Below are 14672 nucleotides of genomic sequence, written 5' to 3' on the forward strand. Positions count from 1 at the left end.
TTTAAGATAAATTTTCGCTTTTTAAACAGTAAAAGCAGGTGTGTCTGCGGGGCTGGATAATGCTTTTTCAACAGCCTGCAGCAGTCGTTCCCTGGTAAAAGGCTTAAGTACGAAGTCCTGTGCTCCTAAAATAGATTCTTTTACATCCAGGGAGCTGACAATAACTACTTTGGCTTGCGGGTCCATGGATAATATTTTATGCAGGGCTTCTTTGCCGCCCATTTCAGGCATTACGATATCCAGTGTGACCAGGTCCGGATTCAGCCTCTGATATTCGGCTACCGCGTCAATACCGTTTCCGTAATCCCCAACCACTTCATAACCCTGGCCGGTAAGAATTTTTTTCAGCATCATTCTGGCAAAATTGCTGTCATCGACAATCATAATGCGTTTTTTCATCGGTAACCGCCCTCTACAAAAACAATCACCATAATATTACTATTTTGGCCAAATCTATTTATATATTTCGTACTATACCTTACTTTTGTCAGGGAGTAAATTAGTATATTCTACTAATTTTTTATTATACGAAGGTCCTGGATTTATCCGGGACCTTAATCGAGGCATAAAAAAACATGATTTTTATGTCGCTATTTGTCGTAAAAATTTTCCAGGGAGTAACCAGGTGTTGTCGAAATAGTGAAAAAACGGCAGGGCATTAAGAAAGATCCGGACGGATTAATGCCCTGTGGCAGGTTAATGGCCGGCTGTAATGTGGAGGGGAGGAGGCCAATGAGCATGGTCCGGGAACAACCGAGAAGAAATGATCCGTGCTCCTGCGGCAGCGGCAGGAAATATAAAAGATGCTGTCTGGGAGCAGTACAAGAAGTCGCCTTTACAAATTACCAGGGGCGTCAAGCGTATTACCCTGTCGAAGAAGCCAGGCTTGCACTCGATAAATATATGCTCCTGCTGGTTGAAGCCGCCCGGGTGAGGGGCATTAATGAAAAAAATGCCCTGGAGATGCTGCGGCAGCTGTATTATTTATATGAAGGGGTACAGAAATATTTTTCTCCTTATTACTCCTGCCAAGCAGGCTGCAGCTATTGCTGCTACCCCTATGTCGGGGCCAGCACGCTCGAAAGCCGGTTGGCCGGAGAACATATAGAAAGCGCTTTCAGCGCGGATACGCGGGATTTATTCTTCAAAAAGATATGCGAACACAAAAATGATTATTTATCACTGGTGGAAACTGTTGGTGCTATCGCCGGACGTATGCAGGAGGAATATTTCGCCAAGCAAATACCTTGTCCATTTTTATCCGACATTGACACCTGCCTGATATATCCTGTCCGGCCGCTAGCCTGCAGGGCGCTGGCGGTTATATCAGACCCTGAAGAATGCAGGCTCGACAGGGTCAAGGAGCATTTTGTGCCATTCGGTATTAACAGCCACGCGGTAAAGGCTGTTCTGGCGCTTTCGAGAAGAGTATATGGCGGTGAGGCTGAGGTAAAACATTTTCCCGCCTGGTTTGTTGACGGTTTTGGTAAAATAGGTATAGAGCGCACTTGAAACCAGTCTTTAATAATGGAGGGGTTTGTATTTTTGGGTTTGGCTTAAAAAACAAGACAGTAAAGGAACTGCGGAAAAACCAGGGCCTTACGGCCAGGGAACTGGCACAACAAGCAAAGGTCGACACTATAGATATTTTAAGAATAGACGACGTGAAGGTTAAAGATTTGTCAGAGCCGCTGAAGACAAAGATCATGCCCATACTCCGAGGTGATTACATGGATAAAATACCCTGGTGATCAGGTTTTGTCACAATAATTTTTAAAATTATACCAGAATAGATGAGAGCGGCGGGCGGTAACGAATATAAATGGCAGGAATTTGGGAACATAATAAAGAAATAAACATCACTGTGCCACTGATTACATTTTCTAGCGGAAGGTATTGAGGGTATGAACGGAGATAACGGGCCCAAAAGAAAAGTGCGGACCGGCCTGGCAAAATTATTCAGGGACGCCCTGGACGAAGCGTTGGAAAGAGATCCTGTCCAACATATCAGGGACGGTTACCACAAAAAACTGGATCATGAATTTAATACTGAGCTCAGCATTGATCCAGCGGAGGACGACCTGCGGCAAGATCCGGTCCAGCGGATCAGAGACAGCTATGATAAGAGGCTGGACAATGAAGACCATGCCCAGGCCAGCATCAGTTCCCTGGAAGACGAACTGCGGGACGAACCGATCCGGAGTATCAAAGAAGGTCTTGAAAAAAGAATAAACTATGAAGACGATATTAAAAACAATATCGACACACTGGAGGAAGCGCGGCGGGATGAGCCGGTCCAGCGCATCCGGGACACCTACGATAAAATATTAAATAGTGAATATGGAGAACCAACAGCTGTGCAGGACGCCCCGCAGAAGGAAAAAAGCAATTACGCCAGGGTTGACCCTTTTCAGCGTATCAAAGAAACATACGACCAGATGTTTGATGATAAAGAAAATAATTTTCAGGAAAACCAAAAAAATAAAAATGGCCAACTGCCGTGGTGGAAAAAGTTTTTTTAAGCTCATCGGCATTTGGATCTCCGGCGTGCGTACTTGACCAACCAAACATATGTTTGCTATAATACCTCCCACAGGAGGTATTTTCTATAGGTGGTGGATACATGTCTGAAAATGAGAAACTGCTTAAAAGCTTATTGCAGGAGCTGAAAAATGTGCTTTTAGAGCCTTATGCCTCGGACCGGGCCAAGGTGCTGTTTATTGAAAACCTGTTCAACCGCTACACCCATTTTTATAAAGTACCGGGATCTTTTTCAGCGGCCCAGCGGATAATTGACCGGGCAAAGGGCGCAGAATAAACTTTACCAATAAAATATGAAGCCCATTATTACGAAAATATATGTCAAAACTGGGGGGCGCCGGTTTGCATATCAGGTTCGGTTACGTGGCAATGTCCGTTATTCTTGAAAGTGCTTCCCCTTCGGGCACAGTTACATTTAAGACATACAGCAAGCTCGCTGAGAATGACGAGGCGGCCGCTTTAGCCAGGGTGCGGAGGACCGCCCGCGAAAACCTGCTCAACACGCTGCGCCTGCTCAGGCATAACAGGGCACACAGGGTGCGGGTATACCGTTTTTCATCCAAAATTATTCCCCTGGCCACCCATCCCATGCTGTCGGAATGGGACTATATAAAAGACCTGAAAGAAGAGCTGGAGACAATCGGCAGTCTTGTAAAGGAAAATAAAATCAGGGTTTCCTTTCACCCTGATCACTATACTCTACTGAACTCGCCTGCGGAAGAAATCCTCCAGGCTTCCCTGAAAGACCTCGGGCACCACTGTCGCCTGCTTGACGCAATGGTCCTGGATAACAGGGCCAGGCTTGTTATCCACACCGGGGGCGCTTACCGTAATAAAAAGAACGCGCTGGAACGGTTCAAACAAAACTGGGGTCGCTTGCCCCGGCATATGGCGGACAGGATAGCTGTCGAGAACGACGACAAGTCTTTCACCGCGAAAGAAGTGCTGGATCTGTGCGGCGCGTTATCACTGCCCATGGTCCTGGATATCCACCATTATAAGTGCAATAACGAGGGGGAAAGCCTGGCCGAAATTTTGCCTGCAGTCTTCTCAACCTGGGATATTGCCGGCCTGCCTCCGAAGTTTCACATCTCCAGCCCTAAAAGCGCGGCTGACTTCCGCAGCCACCATGATTTTGTAAACCCGGACGACCTCTACCCGTTTCTGAAGCTGGCACGTGAATTGAATAATGATATTGTTATTATGGTGGAGGCAAAGCAAAAAGACAGGGCGATGTTTCAGCTGGTCGGGGACCTGGCCGGCTACCCCATGGTGGAGCGTGACGGTGACGCGGCCCTAATATTTTTATAGCTTAAAACGGTGAGTAAGGATTTCAAAAGGTAAACCTGGTTATCATAAAGGCGGGTAATTATATTCAAATAAATAAAGGGCGGGAAAAAACTTGAGCAGGCAGCGGTTCATACGTTTTCACACTCTGGAAAACCTGGACAACTTTTTCAAAGAGTCAAAAAGACAGGAACTGATTTTTAAGGCCCACCCCATATCAGGCAGTCCGGAAAGGTTTAGGTACGACAGCGGCGGGAAAGCGGTATCAAGCCTGGAAGACGGAGCCAGGTTCGACAGTATGGAGGATTTTTACCGGTATGTATTTCAGTGTGACTCTGAAGGTTACCCCAATACTGAATACATCGACTTCGAGCTGTGGGAGCCAAAAGTTTTCTGAATAACAATATCTGATAATCAGCATAATACTGGCATAAAAAAAATAGGAGGGATATTATGCCGGCTAACCTTGGCGCCCATGAAACAATGGAATTACACGAGGTCCTCACGCACACCATCGACGGCATTAACCAGCTGCAGCTGTACAGCCCCCATGTGAAAGACCCCCAGCTGAGGAACATCCTGGACAACCAAATTAATTTCGCACACCAGGAATACAACAATATGGTCAATGCCACCAGCCAGCGGGGCAGGGGTGAAGCTGTCCCCTACCGCAGAGTTGGCAACGTCAGCCCTTCGTATGGTCTGCGGCACCCGGGCCCCGTAGCGCCAAATGTTTCACCCGATGAGATTGACGACAGGGATATTTCAAGCGGGATGCTGGGATTCCATAAATCATCTGCTACGCTTAAGATGACAGCCTCTCTTGAATTTGCAGATCCTTATTTAAGGCGAATGGTGCAGCAAGGCGCTATCAACTGCTCCGAGCAGGCTTATGAGGTATGGAATTATATGAACCAAAAAGGATATTACCAGGTGCCGACGATGAAAGAAATGACAACAGGCACGATGATCAATACATTCCAGCCCGCTAACATGGGGCAAATGGGTCAAACGGGACAAATGGGACAGATGGGACAGATGGGACATATCAGTTAAACCGGGCCCCTGGTTCACAAGACCAGGGGTCTAAATTTTTTATTTATTCTAAATTATTTTTTAATTCAAAATATAATCATTTTGTGGTATCTTTAAAAAAGCTAAATAATTCAACGCAGGAGGTGTGTTTTATGATTATGAACAGAGTTGAACTGTTGGAAGCTATTGAAAATACACAGAAAAACATTAACTCGGTTAAAGAAATGCTGTCAACGGCCACTGACCAAAATGCCGCCAGCGACCTGAGGGCTAAACTTAAAAGCTTGCTGAACACTCACATTGAGCTGATGGACCAACTAGGGTGATAGAAAGTAGAATAAACCGGAGGAACCGGTTTCTGGAACCGCCGCCCCAAGGCGGTTTTTGTTTTGCATCAACCGCCATAATTTGACGCCCGATGCCGCTCAGGTGTTATTAACGATTTAATAGGGTGGAAAATGAGGCTATAAAATATTTGGCTAAAATGTTTTAATGTGTTAATCTTTAATCAGCCTAAGTTTTTATGAGCAGGGAGAATTATATGGGACACATAGCAAACGCCAAAGACATGGTTTACAGGGCGCTGGCCGAAAGGCTCAGTAAAAACCCGGTGGGCGTAATAATAAATGAAACCCTGCTGGAAATTCTCCACCGGCTATACAGCGAGAGCGAAGCCTCAGTTGGCGGCAAATTCCCTTTAACCCCGGTGCCGCTTGAAAAGATTGCCGCGGCGACAGGTTATGAAGAAAACAGGCTTAAAAAAATATTGGATGAAATGGCCGAAAAAGGGCTGGTGCTGGATATCTCGCGCCGAAGCACAGTCCTTTATATGCTGGCGCCGATGGTGATCGGTTTTTTCGAGTACACTTTCATGCGGGCCAATGAAAATGTCGATATGAAGGAACTGGCCGGACTCTTTGAGATTTATTTTAAAGACGACGGTGTAAGGGATGAATTGTCCGGCGGGGAAACGAAGATGTTTAAAACCATGGTATACGAAAGGCTGATCCCTGCCGCTGTGGAGACCGAGGTTTTAAGTTGGGAAAGGGCGTCTGAAATAATTGTCCAATCGGGCGGCGGGGCTCTTTCCATGTGTTCGTGCCGGCACAAGGCCCAGCACCTTGGCAAATCGTGCGGCGCGCCGCTGGACGTGTGCATGTCACTGGGCAAAAGCGCCTCGGAGTGGTTGGTCCGGCGGGGATTAGGCAGGGCGGCTGGTGTGGACGAGCTGCTGCGGGTCCTGGAACGAACAGAGAAGGCCGGCCTGGTCCACCTGGGTGACAATGTGCTCAATAACCCGACCTTTATCTGCCACTGCTGCGGCTGCTGCTGCACAGTGCTGAAAGCCGTCAGGGAATCCGGGAAATTTATGGCTCATCCAAGCAATTTCATACCGCGGCTGGCTGAAGATCAGTGTGTCGGGTGCGGGACGTGCGCAAGGTCCTGCCATATAGGCGCCATAGACATGCGGCCGGATGAAAAGGGTGTGGAACTGCCCTGTATAAGCCAGGACCTGTGCATTGGCTGCGGTGTCTGCGCATCTGCTTGTCCCCGGGGTACGCTCGTTATGTCCAGGCGGGACGCCATACATGTTCCCCCGAAAAACAGTATGGAGAAATTTTCCCGCATTGCCGGAGAAAAGAGAAGAAGCAGCTGATGAATTTATTTTTTCTCCCGTCGCGGAATATAGCCCTGACCATACCAGTGATGCTTGTTACAGGTTTTATAGCGGGTTTATATTTAAACACCAGCTTTTTAAAAGACTATATACTGTTGGTCACAGTACTTATTATGATCTATCCCACCATGATCGGCTTTAAAACAAACGAGATTATCAACACCAGCCATACCAGGCTGCTGTTGGCCGCGTCAGTTATTAACTTCATACTGGTCCCGCTGCTGGCTTATGTGCTTGGTGTGGTATTTCTGCTGAGGGACCCGCAGCTTTTCGCCGGCCTGGCCATCGCGTCGCTGCTGCCGACCTCAAACATGACTATCGCTTTCACTCATTTTGGCAGGGGGAATATTCCGGCTGCTGTTAAGCTTACGGTTATCAGCCTGGTTTTTGGTTCACTGCTGGCGCCCTGGTACCTGTATATTATGGTCGGCGGTTATATTGAAATAAATGTCCTGGCCATGCTCCAGACTGTTTCGATGGTAATTTTCCTGCCGTTGTTTATGGGTATAACCACCTACAATATAATTTTGAAAAAATATACCAGGGAAGAATTTGAAAACACCGTTAAGCCTTATCTGCCCGCGCTCAGCGCCTGGGGCATGGTATACGTTATTTTTACCGGGATCAGCACCAACGCCCATACCATTGTCTCAAAGCCCGGCCTGCTCCTGGTTTCCCTGATGGTCTGGGTGTTTTTCTACGCTTTCAACTATATGATTTCCATTAAAGCCGGCCGCAGGTACTTTAACCGGCAGGATTCCGTTACTCTTGTTTTCGGCACCGTCCTGCGCAACCTGGCGATTTCGATCGGCCTTGCGGCCACCGCTTTCGGTGTCACTGCCGCTTTCATGGTTTCCCTGGCGTTTCTGTTCCAGGGACAGTCCGCCGCCTGGTTTGTCAGGCTGAATGAAAAATACAATATTCTGCCTGAAGATTCCGCCGACCTGAGGATTAAAACAAATTGACAGGATTGGAACCTGAGAATTGTAGGTGCGGCTTCAGCCGCACATCTTTGGCGGGATAAATCCCGCCCTACATTGTTATCTTGACTAGTTGGTTGGGAAAGAAACAGGGATATAAAAGGTGGGATATTGCTATCGAATAAAGGAGTAGTCACGGCTTTTGTTAGTGGACTGAAAGTTCCTGGCGCAAGTTGACCGGCTGGTAATCCTCCAGCAGTTTGCCGTCAACGACGACCACAACCGGGAACTGGCCGGCGTTGAAAGCCGAGCCGACCCTGCCGCGGGCGTCAACGGCCAAGATGCCGCCTTCAGCTTTTTTTAGTTCATGCAGCCTCTTGAGGGCTGATTTTATTGCCTGCTGAGGCTCACTGCCACCGGCAATCACTTCATCGACGTATTTCGATGTTAGTGTCTCTATAAATGCTTCGCCGACACCGGTGCACACGACGGCGCTAGTTTTGGAGGCGAATATACCTCCTCCGAGGCATGGAGTATCTCCTACCCGGCCCGGGGTCTTCAGTGAACAGCCTCCGGTGGATGAAGCCGCGGCCAGCCCCTCGCCGTCCCAGACGACGCACCCGACCGTATCGCCGTGATAGGCCAGGCCGGTGTACAGGTTTTGGGTTGGTTTTTCCCCGCGGGCAAGGCTTTCCCTGGCCTTCTGCCAGGCGTCGAGCTGTTCGTCGGAAACGCAGTTTGCCGTTGGAAAACCATGTTTGCGGGCAAATTTAATTGCACCGTCTCCAGCCAGGATGACATCTTTGGTTTTTTCCATCAGCGCCCTGGCTACAGAAACAGGATTATGGACATCCCGGATGGCGGCGATAGCGGAGAAACGGCTGAATACACCATCGACGATGGCTGCATCCATTTCCACAACACCGTCAAAATTAAGCACGGATCCATACCCGCAATTAAATTTTGGCGATTCCTCCAGGATACGCAGCACTGCTTCCAGCGCCTGTACGCGGCTTTTGGCCAGGAGTCCATGCCCCTGCAGGGCCGCATCCTGAAGAATTTCCAGATACTGTTTATCCCGGCTGGTGTCCAGCCCGCCATGTACAGCTATTATTCCCATGGACATAGTCTGGGCATAAAGCAATTCTTCTATGCATGGGATGGGTATAGTACTTTAGCATAATGAGGGCATAAATCTTGATCATCTATATACTGGCGATTAATATTACCGGTTTTTTGATAATGTGGTATGACAAAGCCATGGCCCGCGCCCGCAGATACAGGGTCCCTGAAAGCAGGCTGCTCCTTTTAGCCGTCGCGGGCGGATCTGTTGGCGTTTATTTGGGGATGCATATTTTTAAACACAAAACAAACAAGTTGCTCTTCAGCCTGGGTGTGCCGGCTATTTTTGTAGCCCAGATTATTATTTTCAGGACGCTGCATTAAAGCTATATTAAAGGAATTGGGACACACCGTTTGAGACGTGAGAAATGAGATGTGAGAATGATGTCTGACACGCTGATAGCCTCAATTATTTTTTTTGTTATCATCCCCATTGTATTGAACAGGTTCTTAGGCTGGCGAGGCAATAAAGCCCAATACGGACTTGTTGTTATCGCCGCTCTTTACTGGATTTACATCTGGTACGCAGATTAGAAAAAAATTTAAATTCTGCCCCCAAAAAACGCCACTATTTTCGTATTATAAGAAAAGGAGCGGTCCCCAAACGGCCCCTGCTTGTAAAACGAGAAAGAGGTGGTTTCCGGCATTAAGGGGAGTGAATGTTTGTACCCTGTGCAGGTTGTAGACGAAAAAATTAAAAAGATCAAACAGGGAGACCGCCCGGCCAGAGAAGATTTCCTGGAGAACTATAAGCCTTTTGTTTACAAAATGGCCTGTAAATTTTCAGGGCGGGTCCTGGAATGGGGCAGGGACGACGAGCTTGCTGTGGCCCTGATCGCTCTGAACGAGGCGATAGACCGCTTTCGCGAGGAGACAGGAGTACCCTTCCTGGCATATGCCAGGATAGTAATTCTCAGCAGGCTTAAGGATCACCAGCGGCGGGAGGTCAGGAAAGCTGCCGCCCAGGTCCCGCTGATGACCAGCATAGATGAATCGGAGACCCTGGGTTTAAATAAGTCATGGGAAACATACTTTTCAGACATGGCTGCCAGGGAGAGGGAAGAAGAAATCAAGGAGTTTGAAGTACTCCTTAACGAATATAACGTGTCGTTCAGGGATCTGGTCAAATGCTCGCCGCGACACCGTGATACGCGCCACTCTTTAATGACAGCCGCGGTAGAATTAACAAAAAACGAAAGACTGTTCAAAGAACTTAACGATAGTAAAAAACTGCCGCTGGCGGAACTGGAGAAGCTTACCGGGATCAGCCGCAAGACCATGGAAAGGGGCCGCAAGTACATTATAGCGATTGCACTTCTTATATATAATCAAAGGGAATATTTGTACCTGAGCTCATACTTAAAGCTGCCGGTCCAGGGTTAGGGGGGTCTGTTATGGTGGAAGAGCGTGGAATGATAGTTAAAATTGAAGGCCGGTCATGTATAGCGGTCACCCCGGCGGGTGATTTCGTAGAAGTGCCGCTCCCCAAAGGAGGCGGTATCAGGATCGGCCAGGAGATAAGCCTTGCCGGCCGAAGAAAAAGAATACCTTATTTAAGGTATTTGATGGCTGCCGCTTCTTTTCTGATTATTTTTCTAACAAGCCAGCTTTATATCGGCCGTACCCCGCAGGCAGTCGCCTACCTGACTATGGACATTAACCCCAGTATCGAGCTGGCTATATCCGATGAAGGTAAAGTAGTGTCCTGCAGCGGCTTGAACAGTGACGGGGAAAAAATCCTGTCGCAGGTCACGGTCAAGGGCTGTGACCTGGAGCAGGCTGTTGAAATAATCGTTACTCAAGCTATCGCAGACAAATATTTAACGACGGACGACAGCAATGTCATCCTGACCACGCTGACAGTTAATGAAGACAGTAATCCTGTGGTGGACCTGGAACATGTTTATAACGCCATTAAGACCTCCATGGATTCGGGTGGTGTCGTGTCTGAAGTGGTAATTGAGGCAGTCGAGCCCGAAATGCGCCAGGAAGCCGTAGAGTCGGGGATCTCAACAGGGAGGCTGCTCTTGCAAAAGAAGACTTTTGAAAAAAGCCTGCCGGTGAGCGTGAGTGAAATAGGCACAATTAGGTTTGACAAGATTGAAAGAGAAAATAAAGTTTCTATCGTTAACCTGATCGGCGAGGGCAGCGGCGACGTCAGGGAATATAACCTTGAAAAAGGAGAAGGGGCCGGAATTGTTAAAAAGGGTTTATACGCCGAGCGCCGCAATAATAATATAAAAATAAAAACCGGTCCTCAGCGCGGTCAGGGCAGTGAAAAAGGTAAAAACAACGAAGATAAACAAAACAAGTATGACAACGAGAACAAACCGGGCAGCGAAAACAATCAATACACGCGCGACAACGAAAACAACCAAAACAATAATGACAACGAAAACAGAAACAGGTATGACAGTAAAAACAGCTCGCGCAGCAATAGTTCAAGGTATAGCGGCAGTCGCTGAGGCACTGGTATTAACATAGGGCACTAATAAAAATAAGGCTGTTGAGAGAGATTTTTTTACTCAGCAGCCTTAATAATTTTTTCGCGTGGTTACAATGACGGTATCCAGGCATGGCACGGGAAATTAATGAGCAATGTAGGCGCAGCTTAAACGAAAAAACTAAATATACTATAGAATACCGCTGTTACCGCGGCAGCCATAACCGGCCCGCAGGGCATGCCCCGCAGCAGAAGAATTCCGGTCACACTGCCCGCGGTCAGTCCGAATATAATCTCAGGGCTTGTGTTCATCAGGTTCAGGCCGTCCCCGTTCAGTTTGGTTGCCAGAGCTCCCGCCGCCAGGGCCAGCAGGCCTTTAAGTGAAACAGAGGAATACATGTCTTCTTTGGTGAGCCTGCCTGTAGCAATCGGCGTGAGGATATGCAGCATTAATAAAACCAGCCCTATTTCAATACCGCGTTTTTCCAGCACGGGCAGGATTACATGGTCCAGGTTGAAGTACTTGACACAGAGAAGGATACAGGAAGACGTGACAATTATATTAGACCGTCCGAAAAGCCCCAGGAAAAGGAGGATTATTAATATTATTTCAGACGCTTCATAATTTAAAAGGAGCATGCCAGGGCCACTCATCTCTTGTTTTTATATTGATAGGATATGCCAGGCGGACCAGAATATCACATAATTGGAATTAACAAAAACCGTTTTTTTTGAACAGGCAAATTTTCAGAAAACGGAAGGTTTTTCTAAATAAAGCATGAATTAATTAACAATAAAATACTATTTAGGGGAGGGGAAAATATGGCCAAGGTATTAGAAGTGGGTATCAAGGGCGAGGCCAGGGATGTCGTAACCGATCTCAACACGGCGGTAGCCTATGGCAATACCGTGGTAAACGTATACGCTTCACCGGCGATGATCGGCCTGATGGAAAAGGCGTCGCTGGAATCAGTCCTGCCGTACCTGGAAGAGGGCATGACAACTGTCGGCACGAGGTTTGAGGTAAAACACATGGCGGCGACGCCGGTGGGCATGAACGTGGTTGTCCGCTCCACTCTGGCTGAAATTGATGGGAAGAGGCTTCTTTTTGAATTTGAGGCGTGGGATGACGCGGAACAAATCGGCAAAGGCACCCATGAAAGATTTATTGTCAAGCTTGACAGCTTTTTAAAACGGGCCATGGTAAAATCGGGAAAGCAATAAAATTAATGATAAAAGGCCTTTCTTACTTGATATAATGTAATTGGAAACCAAATCAGGGCTTTCAGGTGCTGAGACATGTCCATAAAATTGTTCGCAAAAACAGAGTCCAAAAAAGGTGTTAACAAGGATATCGTTAAACTGACCTGGGGGGCGATGAACAACGCCGGGAGAATATTTTATTCCCACACGGAGTTGATGTGCCTGGAGGATTTCGAAAAATTTAAGGAGCTTTTTGTGTCACTGGGACCCGACGACGAGAAAAGGGTGGATACAGGCCGGTCGATATACTAACCTGTTCGTGGCGGATTGAAAATATGTGTTAACGCTGGCGGGGGGTCCTTTATGCGTTTGATTTATCTTGCCGACACACATATACGTAGTGGAGTTCCTGAAAACCGCAGGGATGATTTTATTAATGCAATTTCCCTCAAGCTTGCTGAGGTTTTAGATCTCTGCCGGCAGTTCCAGGTTAATTTCATTATCCACGGCGGCGATATTTTTGACAACCCCCGGCCCGACCAGAGGTCACTTGACCTTTTCCGCTGGTTTTTGAAAGAACTGGACCTGCCTGTATACTGTGTCGCCGGTAACCACGACCTTATCGAACAGCGTCTGGACAGCCTTGAATCTACCGCCATCGGCAGCCTGGCCAGGCAGGGATTGATCAACCTGCTTCAGCCCGGTGAGAGGACTTGCCTTGCTGACGGCAGCTGTGTCCTGCAGCTGAGCGGCCAGCACTATTACGGCGGCATAGACCGGCAAAAAAACAAAAACCATTACATGGTTAAAAAGCAGCGCTGTGATATAGCGCTCCACGTGACCCACGGCATGCTTTTACCCAGAGCCTTCTCCGAGAAGGTTCCCTGCACCCTGATTTCCGACGTGATCTCGACGGAGGCGGATTTCACCCTGGGCGCGCACGCGCACCTGGGCTACCACGAGGTGGTCGGTGACAAGTATTTCCTGAATCCAGGCGCGCTGGCCCGCCTGACCAACTTAAAACAGGAACTGGTACGCAGGCCGAAGGTCCTTTTTATGGAATTTAACAGCCAGACCAGTTATAAATTTATACCGCTCGAATCGGTGCAGCCCGGCCCCAATATAATGGGGTCAGTCTCATGACTTGGATCGTGTCAAAAGAACCGTCCCCTTGACACGATCGTGTCAAGGGGACGGTTCTTTTGACACGCTTAATGGCTGCCGAGTGCCATGAAGCAGGTTGGTTTCATTGTGGACTCTAATGTACCTGTTCCTTTGCCAGCTCCCGCCGGTCTGTTTTACGGGGCGGCTCCTCAAACCAGCCGTTATCAATCATGATGTTTACCCCGTCTTCTCCATAGTTGGCAGCCTCGCCCATCAGCCGCAAAAAATTCACACTGAGGTCGTGCCTCAGGGAGGATGCCATGGCAGTCGCGTAGTTGCCAATGCCGATCTCGATTAATACTACTATGTGCTGTATCATTAATTTATCAGAGAACGGCGGTATGGTTGAGTCTGTGACCAATACCCCGGAGTGCATCGGAACCGGAAGATTTTCCTTTTGCAAAGCCTTACTGAATATATTTACATGTTTTTGAGCGATCTCCGCACCCCTGGCCAGGTATGCCCGGACCTTATCCGATCTGGCCACCTGATGAAAACCGGTTGCTAAGGCTCCTCCGATCACGTTATTTCTTATCCCGAAGAAAAGGTGATCTATCTCTAATTCAAGCAGTGGTCTTCGTTCACCCAAAAATCCGCGTAAAAAGTCTTGTTTTTCTACTATATCTGCTTCCTTGAAAGTATTAGTGACAGGGGGCCGGATATAAATTCCCTTTTCCAGCATTATCTCAGAAAACCTGTTATAGTACCTCATTGTTGACGCAACAGATTCCGTGTAGAAGTCCCGGACATCCGCACGGACTGAATGGGCCAGGTTCATGCTGCCCAATTGGAGTCCAATCCGTGCCATGTTTAAAATATAGTGGTAATAATATAAATCCGTGAACAGCCTGGGAGTTTCCAAGTCCAGGTCATGATCTGCGAAACCCTTTGGATTGGGGTGCCCTTCTTTCCTGAGCATCTCCGAAGCCTGGTTTATCCGCCTCTCAAACATTGATATGGCCTCCTCGACATTTAAACGGAGGTCCTGGTCAGCCAGTGTGTTTAAGAAATGTTTGAAAACGCACCTGAGCATTGTGTAATAAGCATTAACTTGCCATACCCTGGCTAATTCAGATGAAGTAAGCGGGGCGTTGTGGAGAATTTCCTGTGTTGCTTCTTGTGTATCGGCGGCAGTCTGTTGTTCCAAATCAATTCCTCCAAAAGAGTATTGTGAATATTTTTTCCCTGCTCATGTAAAATATTCTCATAGAGGTCATTGCCACTTTTAACACCTTGCATCACTTGAGGTGCTTTTTCTTTTATAAGCGGGAAGGTGTTT

The 14672-nt window shown here is 47.8% G+C and carries 20 protein-coding genes; 16 read left to right on the plus strand and 4 right to left on the minus strand.

Annotated features, from left to right (window positions below; translation table 11 throughout):
* Positions 1-21 precede the first annotated feature (21 nt).
* Positions 22-399 (minus strand): response regulator, encoded by a 378-nt coding sequence (locus ACOBQJ_RS06200; RefSeq protein ID WP_421070858.1) that lies wholly within the window; start codon positions 397-399, stop codon positions 22-24.
* A 240-nt stretch (positions 400-639) separates the two neighbouring features.
* Here ACOBQJ_RS06200 and ACOBQJ_RS06205 point away from each other — a divergent pair, with 240 nt between their 5' ends.
* The 10 genes from ACOBQJ_RS06205 to ACOBQJ_RS06250 all read left to right on the plus strand — a co-directional run bounded on the left by ACOBQJ_RS06205 (position 640) and on the right by ACOBQJ_RS06250 (position 7506).
* Positions 640-1512: an SEC-C metal-binding domain-containing protein gene (locus ACOBQJ_RS06205; protein ID WP_421070859.1), complete on the plus strand. Its 873-nt coding sequence runs from the start codon at positions 640-642 to the stop codon at positions 1510-1512.
* Positions 1509-1751, plus strand: coding sequence for a transcriptional regulator (locus tag ACOBQJ_RS06210; RefSeq protein WP_421070860.1), 243 nt, complete (start codon positions 1509-1511; stop codon positions 1749-1751). Before ACOBQJ_RS06205 ends, ACOBQJ_RS06210 begins: the two co-directional genes overlap by 4 nt.
* A gap of 153 nt (positions 1752-1904) precedes the next feature.
* Positions 1905-2522 (plus strand): hypothetical protein, encoded by a 618-nt coding sequence (locus tag ACOBQJ_RS06215; protein WP_421070861.1) that lies wholly within the window; start codon positions 1905-1907, stop codon positions 2520-2522.
* Between the two features lie 101 nt (positions 2523-2623).
* Positions 2624-2818, plus strand: a complete 195-nt coding sequence (locus tag ACOBQJ_RS06220) for a hypothetical protein (RefSeq protein ID WP_421070862.1) — start codon at positions 2624-2626, stop codon at positions 2816-2818.
* Positions 2819-2883: 65 nt separating this feature from the next.
* Positions 2884-3852 carry a UV DNA damage repair endonuclease UvsE gene (gene uvsE / locus ACOBQJ_RS06225; RefSeq protein WP_421070863.1) on the plus strand — a complete coding sequence of 323 codons (969 nt, stop codon included), beginning with the start codon at positions 2884-2886 and terminating at the stop codon, positions 3850-3852.
* A 91-nt stretch (positions 3853-3943) separates the two neighbouring features.
* Complete coding sequence (locus ACOBQJ_RS06230) at positions 3944-4225, plus strand: hypothetical protein (RefSeq protein WP_421070864.1); 282 nt, start codon at positions 3944-3946, stop codon at positions 4223-4225.
* 56 nt (positions 4226-4281) lie between these two features.
* Positions 4282-4884, plus strand: coding sequence for a spore coat protein (locus tag ACOBQJ_RS06235; RefSeq protein WP_421070865.1), 603 nt, complete (start codon positions 4282-4284; stop codon positions 4882-4884).
* Positions 4885-5015: 131 nt separating this feature from the next.
* Positions 5016-5189 (plus strand): hypothetical protein, encoded by a 174-nt coding sequence (locus ACOBQJ_RS06240; protein ID WP_421070866.1) that lies wholly within the window; start codon positions 5016-5018, stop codon positions 5187-5189.
* 215 nt (positions 5190-5404) lie between these two features.
* Positions 5405-6520, plus strand: coding sequence for a 4Fe-4S dicluster domain-containing protein (locus ACOBQJ_RS06245; protein WP_421070867.1), 1116 nt, complete (start codon positions 5405-5407; stop codon positions 6518-6520).
* Positions 6520-7506 (plus strand): arsenic resistance protein, encoded by a 987-nt coding sequence (locus ACOBQJ_RS06250; protein ID WP_421070868.1) that lies wholly within the window; start codon positions 6520-6522, stop codon positions 7504-7506. Before ACOBQJ_RS06245 ends, ACOBQJ_RS06250 begins: the two co-directional genes overlap by 1 nt.
* A 160-nt stretch (positions 7507-7666) precedes the next feature.
* Here the strand turns inward: ACOBQJ_RS06250 and ACOBQJ_RS06255 are convergent, their stop codons facing one another.
* Positions 7667-8581, minus strand: a complete 915-nt coding sequence (locus ACOBQJ_RS06255; RefSeq protein WP_421070869.1) for an isoaspartyl peptidase/L-asparaginase family protein — start codon at positions 8579-8581, stop codon at positions 7667-7669.
* A 77-nt stretch (positions 8582-8658) separates the two neighbouring features.
* Between ACOBQJ_RS06255 and ACOBQJ_RS06260 the strand changes: the two genes are divergently transcribed.
* From ACOBQJ_RS06260 to ACOBQJ_RS06270, 3 genes are all read left to right on the plus strand, one after another.
* Positions 8659-8907 carry a DUF1294 domain-containing protein gene (locus ACOBQJ_RS06260; protein ID WP_421070870.1) on the plus strand — a complete coding sequence of 83 codons (249 nt, stop codon included), beginning with the start codon at positions 8659-8661 and terminating at the stop codon, positions 8905-8907.
* A gap of 348 nt (positions 8908-9255) precedes the next feature.
* Positions 9256-9966 (plus strand): RNA polymerase sigma factor SigI, encoded by a 711-nt coding sequence (sigI, locus tag ACOBQJ_RS06265; RefSeq protein ID WP_421070871.1) that lies wholly within the window; start codon positions 9256-9258, stop codon positions 9964-9966.
* Positions 9967-9977: 11 nt separating this feature from the next.
* The gene (locus ACOBQJ_RS06270; RefSeq protein WP_421070872.1) at positions 9978-11048 is read left to right on the plus strand and encodes an anti-sigma factor domain-containing protein; all 1071 of its coding nucleotides are present in this window, start codon (positions 9978-9980) and stop codon (positions 11046-11048) included.
* A 146-nt stretch (positions 11049-11194) separates the two neighbouring features.
* Here the strand turns inward: ACOBQJ_RS06270 and ACOBQJ_RS06275 are convergent, their stop codons facing one another.
* Positions 11195-11665: a DUF441 family protein gene (locus ACOBQJ_RS06275; RefSeq protein ID WP_421070873.1), complete on the minus strand. Its 471-nt coding sequence runs from the start codon at positions 11663-11665 to the stop codon at positions 11195-11197.
* A 183-nt stretch (positions 11666-11848) separates the two neighbouring features.
* Here ACOBQJ_RS06275 and ACOBQJ_RS06280 point away from each other — a divergent pair, with 183 nt between their 5' ends.
* The 3 genes from ACOBQJ_RS06280 to ACOBQJ_RS06290 all read left to right on the plus strand — a co-directional run bounded on the left by ACOBQJ_RS06280 (position 11849) and on the right by ACOBQJ_RS06290 (position 13372).
* Positions 11849-12250 carry a thioesterase family protein gene (locus ACOBQJ_RS06280; protein WP_421070874.1) on the plus strand — a complete coding sequence of 134 codons (402 nt, stop codon included), beginning with the start codon at positions 11849-11851 and terminating at the stop codon, positions 12248-12250.
* Between the two features lie 75 nt (positions 12251-12325).
* Entirely contained in the window at positions 12326-12541 is a 216-nt protein-coding gene (locus ACOBQJ_RS06285) for a hypothetical protein (protein ID WP_421070875.1), read from the plus strand.
* Positions 12542-12592: 51 nt separating this feature from the next.
* Complete coding sequence (locus ACOBQJ_RS06290; protein ID WP_421070876.1) at positions 12593-13372, plus strand: metallophosphoesterase family protein; 780 nt, start codon at positions 12593-12595, stop codon at positions 13370-13372.
* 115 nt (positions 13373-13487) lie between these two features.
* Here ACOBQJ_RS06290 and ACOBQJ_RS06295 read toward each other — a convergent pair whose 3' ends face one another.
* Entirely contained in the window at positions 13488-14540 is a 1053-nt protein-coding gene (locus ACOBQJ_RS06295) for a DUF3231 family protein (protein ID WP_421070877.1), read from the minus strand.
* Positions 14541-14672 lie beyond the last annotated feature (132 nt).

It is taken from the genome of Pelotomaculum propionicicum, assembly GCF_048984525.1.
In the GTDB taxonomy this organism is placed as follows: Bacteria; Bacillota; Desulfotomaculia; order Desulfotomaculales; family Pelotomaculaceae; genus Syntrophopropionicum; species Syntrophopropionicum propionicicum_A.